Below are 2,975 nucleotides of genomic sequence, written 5' to 3'. Positions count from 1 at the left end.
TCGGCTCGTGCGCGGCCTCATGCCGGTGCTCGTGGAGACCGGCGACGGCCTGGTGGTGACCATCACCTCGATCGCCGCGCTGGAGTCCTACGACAAGGGCAGCGGCTACACCACCGCCAAGCACGCGCAGGCCGTGCTGCACCGGACGCTGCGCGGGGAGCACCTGGGCCAACCCGTGCGGTTCACCGAGATCGCGCCCGGCATGGTGGAGACCGAGTTCTCGCTCGTGCGGTTCGACGGCGACGACGACAAGGCCGGCGCCGTCTACCAGGGATTGACCCCCATGGTCGCACGCGACATCGCCGAGATCGTGGGGTTCGTGGCGAGCCGGCCGTCGCACGTCAACCTGGACCAGATCGTGGTCAAGCCGCGGGACCAGCACTCGGCCATGCGGGCGCACCGGCGCTGAGTGGTACGGTCCCGCGGTCCCGCGGTGGCGCGGTGGCGCGGTGGCGCGGGACCCCGTTGGCAGGTCCCGCCGACAAGGCCAGGCTTACCGATGTTCGGTTAGCCTTACTGACCTGGTAAAACGCTGTGGCCAGCCCTACTCTGGGAGCCCTGGGGCGCAACATGCCCCGGGCGAGTCTCGACGTCCGTCGAGGTCCCCGAGAGGAAGGGTGCCATGATCATGGCCAAGAAGTCTTCGTCGTTCACCGAACTCCTGTCCGCGCAGGTCGGCCACGAGTTCGCCGCGAGCCAGCAGTACATCGCGATCGCCGTGTGGGCCGACGCCAAGGATCTGCCCCAGCTCGCCGGACGCTTCTACCAGCACAGCCTCGGCGAGCGGAACCACGCCATGATGATGGTCCAGTACATGCTCGACCGCGACATCCCGGTGACCATCCCGGCCGTGCCCGGCCCGCAGGCCGAGTTCGACGGCCCCGTCGCCGCCCTGCGCTACGCGCTCGAGCAGGAGAAGCAGGTCACCCGTCAGATCGAGTCGATGTTCCAGGCGGCCCGCGCCGAGTCCGACCCGCTGGGTGAGCAGTTCATGCTGTGGTTCCTGCGTGAGCAGGTCGAGGAGGTCGCCAACATGAGCACCCTGGTGGCGATCGCCGAGCGCGCGGACAACGACTGGTTCCGCATCGAGGAATACCTCGCACGCGAGACCGACACCTCCACCAACACCGGCACCCCGCCCGCGGTGGCCGGCGGCGCCGTCTGACCGGACATCCCGGATCCGGCGAGCGGGCTCGGCCGGTACGGGCGGGGCTGGTGTTGGCGGGGCGGGCGCGGGCGGGTCAGGCGCAGCTGTACTCCACGTAGCTCACCCCGCTGTCGAACCCGATCCGCCGGTGCGTGACCAGGGACCGCGCACCGGTGGACCCGGCGATCAGCGGTCGCCCCCGGCCGATCACCACCGGGTTGACCTTGAGCCGGAACTCGTCGATCTCGTCCACCAACGCCGCTGCCAGCTCCCCGCCACCGCAGAGCCAGATGTCGAGCGGGGAGCTCTCCGCCTTGAGTCGTCGGACCAGTGTCACGGGGTCCTCGTCCGACGCCGTGAGGCCCGTCTCCGCCGGCAGATCACCCGGCCGATGGGTCACCACGTACTGGCGCAGGTGCGGGTAGCCGCTGGCCAGCCCCTCGTCGACAGCGACTTGATGGGTGGACCGGCCCAGCAGAACCGTGTCGAACACCCATGGGGCGGTCCCCGCGAGCCCGATCGCGCCGCGGATGTGACCGGGGATCGTCTCCGGATAGTGCTCGACGAGCCAGGCCATGTGGTCGCCCTCGAGCGGAAAGAAGTCCGTCCGTCCGTCGGGGTCCGCGATGAACCCGTCGGCGGTGACGGCGATGTAGTAGATGAGCTTGCGCATGGGTGAGTCCCTTCGTGGTCTGTGATCAGGGGAAATGGAGCGGGTCAGCCGAGCCGGATCACGTCGTCCACCCCCACCCGGGCACAGAAGCCGTCGTCGTGGCTCACCAGGACCAGGGCCCCGCGCCACCGCGCGAGAGCGTCGGCGAGCACCTCCACGCCGGCGAGGTCGAGGTTGTTGGTGGGCTCGTCCAGGATCAGCAACTGCGGAACCGGCCGCGCGAACAACCTCGCCGCCAACGCCGCGCGCAGACGTTCGCCACCGGAGAGCTCGGCGAGGCGGCGGAACCCGGCGTCCCCCGTGAACAACATCCGCGCGGCGTGGGCGTGGACCTGCTCGGGATCGGCCTCAGGGCGCACCGCCCGGATCGCGTCCACCACCGACCTGTCGGGATGCTCGACCCGCAGATCCTGCGGCAGCAGAGCCCAGGGCACGTGCGCCGCCTCGTCGTCACCAGCTCCGGCGGACCCGTCTCCGAACAGGCGCCGGAGCAGCGTGGTCTTGCCGCTGCCGTTGGGGCCGGCGAGCCGTATCCGCGCAGGCCCGGTCAGGTGGATGCGACCGGCGACCGGATCGAGGGTGTCAATCACGCTCCGCCCGGCCGGCAGCCCCGGGTCGGGCATCGGGATCCGCAACACCTCCTCTCGGCGGACGGCGGCGTCGGCGTCCTGCATCCGCGCGCGCGCCTGCTCGACTCCCTGCTCGTGGACCGCGCGTAGTCTGCCCGCGGATTCCTGGGCGGACCTGCGCCGTGCGTTCATGAGTATCTTGGGCATCCCGCCGGCGGCCTGCACGCGACGCCCATGCGCGAGTCTGCGGCTCGCCTTCTCCGTCCCCTCGACCCTGTCCCGCTTCTCCGCGCGCAGCTCGTTGCGGGCACCCGCCAGCGACTGCACCGCAGCCGATTGCTCGGAGTCGACGACCTCCCGGTACAGCGAGTACGGCCCCCCGAACAGTCGACATCGTCCGGACCGCAGCTCCACCGTGGCATCGGCCCGTTCGAGCAGTTCCAGGTCGTGGCTCACCGCCACAGCGATCCGCCGCCCTGCGGAGACGAACCCCTCGAGCGCCGCGAACAACCTGGCCCGGGCCGGTCGGTCGAGGTTGTTGGTCGGCTCGTCGAGAAGCAGCACCTTCGGCTGCCCCAGGAGTCGA

General features: G+C 70.5%; 4 protein-coding genes. 2 read left to right on the top strand and 2 right to left on the bottom strand.

Annotation, left to right across the window (positions count from 1 at the left end; all coding sequences use genetic code 11):
* Positions 1-409, top strand: a 409-nt coding sequence (locus G6018_RS15420; protein ID WP_182640090.1) for an SDR family NAD(P)-dependent oxidoreductase, incomplete at its 5' end; no start/stop codon positions are given.
* A 219-nt stretch (positions 410-628) separates the two neighbouring features.
* Positions 629-1,165, top strand: a complete 537-nt coding sequence (locus G6018_RS15415; protein WP_179525999.1) for a ferritin — start codon at positions 629-631, stop codon at positions 1,163-1,165.
* A 76-nt stretch (positions 1,166-1,241) separates the two neighbouring features.
* Here G6018_RS15415 and G6018_RS15410 read toward each other — a convergent pair whose 3' ends face one another.
* Both G6018_RS15410 and G6018_RS15405 read right to left on the bottom strand, forming a co-directional pair.
* A complete protein-coding gene (locus G6018_RS15410) occupies positions 1,242-1,820 on the bottom strand; it encodes a dihydrofolate reductase family protein (protein ID WP_182610229.1) in 579 nt (192 codons plus the stop codon).
* Positions 1,821-1,864: 44 nt separating this feature from the next.
* A partial coding sequence (locus G6018_RS15405; RefSeq protein ID WP_182640089.1) for an ATP-binding cassette domain-containing protein occupies positions 1,865-2,975 on the bottom strand: 1,111 nt, incomplete at its 5' end.

The organism is Dietzia sp. DQ11-44 (assembly GCF_014145205.1).
GTDB classification, from domain to species: domain Bacteria; phylum Actinomycetota; class Actinomycetes; order Mycobacteriales; family Mycobacteriaceae; genus Dietzia; species Dietzia natronolimnaea.
This window is presented reverse-complemented; position numbering and strand designations above follow the sequence as displayed.